Annotated in this window: 8 protein-coding genes; 4 read left to right on the forward strand and 4 right to left on the reverse strand. The window is 70.8% G+C overall.

The window, feature by feature from the left end; translation table 11 throughout:
- Positions 1 to 474 (forward strand): hypothetical protein (locus tag AC1DV7_RS17875; RefSeq protein WP_477598685.1); only part of this gene is annotated, 474 nt, incomplete at its 5' end.
- 67 nt (positions 475 to 541) lie between these two features.
- On the opposite strand, the gene AC1DV7_RS17880 is transcribed toward AC1DV7_RS17875, so the two are convergent.
- Together AC1DV7_RS17880 and AC1DV7_RS17885 are read right to left on the reverse strand one after the other, a co-directional pair.
- On the reverse strand, positions 542 to 1,630 hold the full coding sequence (locus tag AC1DV7_RS17880; RefSeq protein ID WP_477598686.1) for an aspartate-semialdehyde dehydrogenase: 1,089 nt from the start codon (positions 1,628 to 1,630) through the stop codon (positions 542 to 544).
- A complete protein-coding gene (locus AC1DV7_RS17885) occupies positions 1,627 to 2,898 on the reverse strand; it encodes an aspartate kinase (RefSeq protein ID WP_477598687.1) in 1,272 nt (423 codons plus the stop codon). Before AC1DV7_RS17885 ends, AC1DV7_RS17880 begins: the two co-directional genes overlap by 4 nt.
- A 175-nt stretch (positions 2,899 to 3,073) precedes the next feature.
- Between AC1DV7_RS17885 and AC1DV7_RS17890 the strand changes: the two genes are divergently transcribed.
- Together AC1DV7_RS17890 and AC1DV7_RS17895 are read left to right on the forward strand one after the other, a co-directional pair.
- Complete coding sequence (locus AC1DV7_RS17890; RefSeq protein WP_477598688.1) at positions 3,074 to 3,988, forward strand: ABC transporter ATP-binding protein; 915 nt, start codon at positions 3,074 to 3,076, stop codon at positions 3,986 to 3,988.
- A complete protein-coding gene (locus AC1DV7_RS17895) occupies positions 3,985 to 5,127 on the forward strand; it encodes an ABC transporter permease (RefSeq protein WP_477598689.1) in 1,143 nt (380 codons plus the stop codon). Before AC1DV7_RS17890 ends, AC1DV7_RS17895 begins: the two co-directional genes overlap by 4 nt.
- A 43-nt stretch (positions 5,128 to 5,170) precedes the next feature.
- Here AC1DV7_RS17895 and AC1DV7_RS17900 read toward each other — a convergent pair whose 3' ends face one another.
- Together AC1DV7_RS17900 and recR are read right to left on the reverse strand one after the other, a co-directional pair.
- Positions 5,171 to 5,722, reverse strand: a complete 552-nt coding sequence (locus AC1DV7_RS17900; protein ID WP_477598690.1) for a DUF5063 domain-containing protein — start codon at positions 5,720 to 5,722, stop codon at positions 5,171 to 5,173.
- A complete protein-coding gene (recR, locus tag AC1DV7_RS17905) occupies positions 5,715 to 6,314 on the reverse strand; it encodes a recombination mediator RecR (RefSeq protein ID WP_477598691.1) in 600 nt (199 codons plus the stop codon). The genes AC1DV7_RS17900 and recR overlap by 8 nt, the downstream gene beginning before the upstream one ends.
- A gap of 213 nt (positions 6,315 to 6,527) precedes the next feature.
- Between recR and AC1DV7_RS17910 the strand changes: the two genes are divergently transcribed.
- A partial coding sequence (locus AC1DV7_RS17910) for a hypothetical protein (RefSeq protein WP_477598692.1) occupies positions 6,528 to 6,733 on the forward strand: 206 nt, incomplete at its 3' end.

The raw sequence follows: 6,733 nt of genomic DNA on the forward strand, positions 1-6,733 counted from the left end.
CGCGAGCGGCGCGTGCTCGCGGCCGTCGCCGCGGCCGCGGCTGTCGTGGTTGTCGCGACGTGCGCGGGGTGCGGTGGTGGCGACGGCATCCAGGGATCGCTGCAGGGCGTGCGGGCGGGTCAGGACAAGGCCCAGCCCTTGACGGGTGGCTGGGTTGCCGTGCTGACGCAGGACCAGGTGGCAGCCTTCCTCGCCGCAGCGGGCACGGACCAGCCAGCGCCCGAGGGGCTGCCCTATCTCAACGCGCGTGTCCGGCACGAAGGCGTCACGGAGGTCGGCGGCTCCTTGGCGCCGGTCGACGGCAAGGGCCGGTTCACCACCGTGGCCCGGGGCGCCCAGGTGCTGTGCGTGCTGCGCGAGGTCCCCGACCAGCCGGACCGCCTCCGGGGGTGCGTGTCACTGACCCTGCCCGACCACGGTGGCCTCACGCTGACCGTGCGGGCCGACCGGCTCGACAGCGCCCTCGACGGCTGAGCGCCGGGGACCTCGGCGGCCCGCCGAAGTGTGTGGCGCGCGGACGCGCCGCCGCGCCATACCGTCGTCAGACCGCCGCGAGGTCGCGGGCGACCAGCTCGGCGACCTGGACCATGTTGAGGGCCGCACCCTTGCGCAGGTTGTCGCCGCAGATGAAGAAGTCGAGGGTGTTCGGGAAGTCCAGCGCCTGGCGCAGCCGTCCGGCGAAGCGCGGGTCCGACCCCACGGTGTCCGACGGGGTCGGGAACTCCAGGCTCTCGGGGTCGTCGAGCACGACGACGGCCGGGGCCTCCACCAGTGCCTGGCGCGCCTGGTCGACGTCGATCCGCTTGGCGAAGGTCGCGTGGACGGCCACGGAGTGCGTCGTCACGACAGGCACCCGCACGCACGTCGCCGAGACCCGCAGGTCGGGAAGGCCGAGCACCTTGCGGGTCTCGTTGCGGATCTTGAGCTCCTCGGTGGTCCACCCGTCCTCGGCCGCGGCCCCGATCCACGGGACGACGTTGAGGGCCAAGGGCGCCGGGAACGGGGACTCCGCCCCGAGCTCGTGCTCGATGAGCCGGCGCACGTCACCGGGCTGGTGGCCGAGCTCGCGGTGCCCGGCGACGACCTCGAGCTCGTCGTAGAGCCGGTTCATCCCGACCCGACCGGCGCCGGAGGCCGCCTGGTAGGACGCCACGACGAGCTCGGTGAGCTCCCAGCCGGCGTGGAGCACGCCCAGCGCGTCGATCATGGTGAGGGTCGTCGCACCGGGGTTGGCGATGATGCCCCGGGGCCGGTGCCGGATCTGGGCGGGGTTGACCTCGGGGACCACGAGGGGCACGTCCGGGTCGCTGCGCAGCGCCGAGCTGTTGTCGATGACGACGGCGCCGCGGGCCGCCGCGATCGGCGCCCACACCGCGGCAACAGGGGCGGGCAGATCCACCAGGGCGATGTCGACACCGTCGAAGAACTCGGGGCTCAGCTCCTTGACCACGACCTCGCGACCGCACACCGCGAGCACCGTCCCGGCATCCTCGGCCGCCGCGGTCGCCCGGATCTCGCCCCACACGTCGGCACGCATGCCCAGCACCTGCTGGGTGACGCGGCCCACGGCTCCCGTCGCGCCGACCAGGGCCAGAGTGGGCCGGGGTCCGCGTGACGCGAGGGAGGTCACCGCCCGCTGCCTCCGTAGACCACGGCTTCGCCTTCCGTGGAGTCGAGGCCGAACGCGGTGTGCACGGCACGGACCGCCTCGTCCAGCACCTCGGCGCGCGTCACGACCGAGATCCGGATCTCGGAGGTGGAGATCATCTCGATGTTGACCCCGGTGTCGGCGAGCGCCTTGAAGAAGGTGGCCGAGACGCCGGGGTGCGAACGCATGCCGGCACCGACCAGCGACAGCTTGCCGATCTGGTCGTCGTACTGGATCGAGGCGAACCCGACCGCTTCCTGGACCTTGCGCAGCGCGTGCACGCCGGTCTGGCCGTCGGCCTTGGGGCACGTGAACGAGATGTCCGTGAGTCCGGTCTCGGTGGCGGAGACGTTCTGGACGATCATGTCGATGTTGATCTCGGCGTCGGCGCAGGTCTGGAAGATCGCGGCGGCCTTGCCGGGGTGGTCCGGCACGCCGACGACGGTGATCTTGGCTTCGCTGCGGTCATGCGCGACACCGGCGATGATCGGGGCTTCCACGGCGTCTCCTTCGAGGGGCTTGTCACTGACGATGGTGCCCTCCTTCGCTGAGAAGGAGCTGCGGACATGGATGGGGATGTCGAACCGACGGGCGTACTCGACGCTGCGCAGGTGCAGCACCTTGGACCCCGAGGCGGCGAGCTCGAGCATCTCCTCGTTGGAGATGCGGTGGATCTTCCTGGCTGACGGGACGATGCGCGGGTCGGCAGTGAACACGCCGTCGACGTCGGTGTAGATCTCGCACACGTCGGCGTTGAGCGCGGCGGCCAGCGCGACGGCCGTGGTGTCGGTGCCGCCGCGGCCCAAGGTGGTGATCTCCTTGGTGTCCTGGCTGACGCCCTGGAAGCCGGCGACGATGACGATGTGGCCCTTGTCGAGCGCGTCGGTCACGCGGCCGGGGGTGACGTCGATGATCCGGGCCTTGCCGTGGGTGGAGTCGGTGATGACGCCGGCCTGGCTGCCCGTGAACGACCGCACGGTGTAGCCGAGGTCGGCGATGGCCATCGCCACCAGGGCCATCGAGATCCGCTCACCGGCGGTCAGCAGCATGTCCATCTCGCGGGGCGGCGGCTGCGGGCTCACCTCGTTGGCCAGGTCGAGCAGCTCGTCGGTGCTGTCGCCCATGGCCGAGACCGCGACGCAGACGTCGTTGCCGGCCTTCTTGGCCTCGGCGATGCGGCGCGCGACGCGCTTGATGCTCGCGGCGTCGGCGAGCGAGGAGCCGCCGTACTTCTGGACGACGATGGGCACGGTGCTTCTCCTGGAGACCACTGCGGGCAGGTGCGGGTGGGGCGGAGCGGCCAGTCTATCCGCGGTCCTCATCGTGGGACCGCGGTGTCGTATGCCGGACGCGGGGGACGCGGGGGACGCGCGGGTGAGTACGAAAGCGGACGTGGTGGGTGAGGCGCGCCGCTAGCCTTCGCGCATGAGCATCGAGGTCCAGGGGGTGCGGCGAGCTTTCGGGGACGTGCTCGCCGTGGACAGCATCAGCCTCACAGCACAGCCCGGTGAGGTCACCGCGCTGATCGGCCCCAACGGTTCGGGCAAGACGACGCTGCTGCTGATGCTGGCGACGCTGCTGGTGCCGGACCAGGGCAGCATCCGCCTCGACGGGCTGGACCCGGTGAGCCAGCCCACGGAGGTCCGGGCCAGGATCGGCTGGATGCCCGACGGCTTCGGCACGTGGGATGCACTCACGGTGCGCGAGGTCCTGCTGACCATCGCCGCCGCATACCGAATGGCACCGGACCGGGCACGGGCCCGGACCGACGAGCTCCTGCACACCGTGCACCTCGAGGACCTCGCGGACCGGCGCGCACGGGTCCTGTCGCGCGGCCAGAAGCAGCGCCTCGGCCTGGCTCGCGCCCTGATCAACGACCCCAGCGTGCTCCTGCTCGACGAGCCGGCGTCCGGACTCGACCCGCGCAGCCGCATCGAGCTGCGGGACGTGCTGAGATCCCTTGCGGCACAAGGCAAGACGGTCCTCGTCAGCAGCCACATCCTGACCGAGCTCCAGGAGGTCGCCGACCGGGCCGTCATCGTCGCCCGGGGCCGCACCCTCGAGACCCAGACCCTCGACGCCGACTTCGTTGGGACCGGACCGGGCGCCTGGCGCATCGACAGCCTCGACCCGGATCTCCTTGCTGCCTGGCTCGAGGAACGCCACGTGCCCACCCGGAAGTCCGGTGGCGGCCTGACGGAGGTCGAGGTGGCGGGCGAGGAGAACGCTGCGCGCCTGCTCGCCGACCTCGTGGCCGACGGCATCCGGGTCACGGCCTTCACCCCCAGCCAGGGCGCCCTCGAGTCCGCCTACCTCGCAGCGACGGAGGACCGGCGATGAGCTGGCACGGCATCCGCACGGTGGCCACCCTCGAGCTGCGGCAGCGCACCCGCACGTCGCGGTGGCCGGTCGTCCTGCTCATCTGGGTCTTCGTCGTGATGGCGGTGAGCTTCCTCGCCTTCTATGCCACGAGTGACCCGGACCTGCGCTCGGGCGAGTCGATGTACGACATCGTCATCTTCTTCGTCCTCGGGCTGGCCATGCTCATCGTGCCGTCCCTCACCGCGACCTCGGTCAACGGCGACCGCGAGCACGGGGTCCTGGCCACCCTCCAGACGACGCTGCTCACCGCCTGGGACCTCGCACTCGGCAAGCTGCTCGCCGCCTGGGTGACGGCGCTGACGTTCCTCGTGACCGCCCTGCCGTTCCTTGCGTGGGCCTGGTTCATCGGCAGCATCTCGTGGAGCCGCATCCTGCTGTCGCTGGCGGTCCTCATCCTGGTGCTGGCGGTGATCTGCGCGGTGGGACTGATGTTCTCGACGCTGACCGCCCGGCCCGTCGCCTCCGCGGTGCTGACCTACCTGACGATGGGCGCGCTCGTGTTCGGCACGACGATCGCCTTCGGGCTGAGCGCCTTCCTCGTGACCTCGGAGGAGGACGTCGCGGTCTACGGGATCCCCGACTCGTTCTACGAGCGGAGCATCGCGTTCGACCCCAACGACCCGAGCCTCACTCCTGAACAGCAGGAGGAGCTCCTCAAGCAGAACCAGCAACCGACCAAGGCCGACTGCGTCGAGTTCACCCGGCGCACCAGCGTGGCGCACACCGAGCGGATCTGGTGGCTCCTGCCGCTCAACCCCTTCGTCGTCGTCGCCGACGCCGCCCCCTCCCAGCCGCGAGACAGCCGCGACGAGATGTATGCCGCCGGCTTCACCCCCATGCGCTGGATCAGCGGGGGCGCGCGGATGGCCAGGAACGGGCCGTCCGACGGACGCCAGGACGAGTGCGCCATGCAGACCGCGACCGGGCCTGACGACATGGCGTACGAGGACCCGATGACCGAGGCCCTCAAGACGGCCCCGGTCTGGCCGGTCGGGCTGGCCTTCCTGATGGTCGCCGGCGCGGCCTCAGCGGTCGTCGCCGGCCGTCGGCTGCACACGCCGATCAGGCGGCTGCCGAACGGCACCCGGATCGCCTAACGGCTGGCCGCCGGGCTGTTGCGGGCTCAGGGGTGGAGCGGACTCAGGGGTGGAGGGCGTCGAACTCGGCGTCCGACACGACCTCCTGGTCGGCGTCGAGCCGGATGTGGCCGAGCAGCGACTGGAGGACGCGCAGCGCGGACGCTGCTCGCTCACCCCAGTCGGACAGGTAGCTGAACTGCCACCACCACAGCGCCTCGGACAGCCGTCCTGCGTCGTAGTGGCGCAGACCGTGGGCGAGGGCGCTGGCCACGACCGTGACGTCGTTGGACACCGACCCTGTGGTGAGCTCGGTCGAGGTGACCGGGTCGACGAGGTCGGCGTACTCGTCGAGGCCCTCGAACAGGTTGGCGACGCCTGTGCGCAGCGGGTCGAGTTCGGCGTCGACGGTGTCGGCCTCGAATCGCTCGGCCGGCACGATGTCCTCGATCGCGCCGAGGCGGGCCCCCATCACCAGCACCTGCGACAACGCGAGCAGCGTCATGGGGATCGCCGCGTCCGGCGCGGAGCCGGAGGCCACCTCGGTGACGGTCGCGAGGTAGGCGCGGGCGTCGATGGCGGACTCCTCCGCCAGCAAGCGCAGGTCGTCAGACATCGAGCAGTCTCCGTCCTTCGAACGCCCGCCCGAGGGTCACCTCGTCGGCGTACTCCAAGTCGCCACCGACCGGGAGGCCGGAGGCCAGGCGGGTGACCTTGAGCCCCATCGGCCGCAGGAACCGCGCAAGATAGCTGGCCGTGGCCTCGCCCTCGAGGTTGGGATCCGTGGCGATGATGATCTCGGTGACCTCACCCGATGCCAACCGTGTCATGAGTTCCTTGATGCGCAAGTCGTCCGGGCCGACGCCGTCGATCGGGCTGATGGCACCACCGAGCACGTGGTAGCGGCCCCGGAACTCACGGGTGCGCTCGATGGCCACGACGTCCTTGGGCTCCTCGACGACACAGATCGCCGTGCCGTCGCGGCGGGGGTCGGCACAGATCCGGCACTGCTCACCCTCGGCGACGTTGCCGCACGTCGCGCAGAACCGCACCTTGGCCTTGACCTCGGTGATCGAGTCGACCAGCCGCGTGACGTCGACGGCATCGGACTGGAGCAGGTGGAAGGCGATCCGCTGGGCACTCTTGGGACCGACGCCGGGCAGTCGGCCGAGCTCGTCGATCAGGTCCTGGACCACGCCTTCATACACAGCATCGAGCCTATGCCCTGCGGCCGCCGCCAGCCCCCAGGCCCGGGCTGGGCAGCGTCTTGAAGTCGAGCCGGCCTCTCGTTTGCGGCTGTCAGTGGGGTCTGGTCTGATAGGTGCTGGGAGCTCCGTGTCTGCCTGGATGCACGCGAATTCCGTTGCCACCATTGAGGATTGGACTTTGTATTCGAACACGTGTTCGAGTAGTGTTGGGTCATGGCAGCAGTCGCGACCCTCGCACCCGCCCCCACCGGGACGGACCACCTGCTGCGCCAGCTGCACACCCTGCTCGACCGCGCCGACACCTCCGACGTGGTCGGCGCACCCGCCGCCGCCAGCGCGCTGCACCAGGTCGACCGCCTCATCGCCCGCGTCCAGGCGGTGCGCCTGGCGCTGCTCGCCGAGGCCGACCGGTGCCAGGT

Source organism: Pedococcus sp. P2_E4 (assembly GCF_056403935.1).

What these genes read in the sequence shown, in the direction of transcription:
- AC1DV7_RS17890 (WP_477598688.1), top strand. Translation starts at nt 3,074, where the DNA reads ATGAGCATCGAGGTCCAGGGGGTGCGGCGAGCTTTCGGGGACGTGCTC.
- AC1DV7_RS17895 (WP_477598689.1), top strand. Translation starts at nt 3,985, where the DNA reads ATGAGCTGGCACGGCATCCGCACGGTGGCCACCCTCGAGCTGCGGCAG.
- AC1DV7_RS17900 (WP_477598690.1), bottom strand. Translation starts at nt 5,722, where the DNA reads ATGTCTGACGACCTGCGCTTGCTGGCGGAGGAGTCCGCCATCGACGCC.